The following is a 219-nucleotide window of genomic DNA, read 5'->3' as shown; positions in this document are numbered from 1 at the left end:
GAATTTCAAAAAAGACTACCAAAAAGCAATATTTGGCTTTTTGCTGATAGAGATATAGAAGCAGATGATAACGCAGAGCATTTATATAGATATGTTATGCAAAATCATCCTGAACAAGAGATAGTTTTTGCATTAAGGAAAGAAAGTCCTGATTGGGATAGATTAGAAAAAGAAGGATTTAATCTAATAGAATTTGGAAGTTTTGAATTTGAAAGGATT

The 219-nt window shown here is 29.7% G+C and carries 1 protein-coding gene; it reads left to right on the top strand.

Annotation, left to right across the window (positions count from 1 at the left end):
• The coding region (locus tag CAMP5060_RS08245) for a hypothetical protein (RefSeq protein WP_337218218.1) at positions 1 to 219 on the top strand (219 nt) is incomplete at both ends.

Origin of the sequence: Campylobacter sp. 1569, from assembly GCF_024723675.1 — a bacterium.
GTDB classification, from domain to species: Bacteria; Campylobacterota; Campylobacteria; order Campylobacterales; family Campylobacteraceae; genus Campylobacter_D; species Campylobacter_D jejuni_C.
Note: the sequence above shows the minus strand (reverse complement) of the source record. Positions and strands in the feature narration are given on the sequence as shown.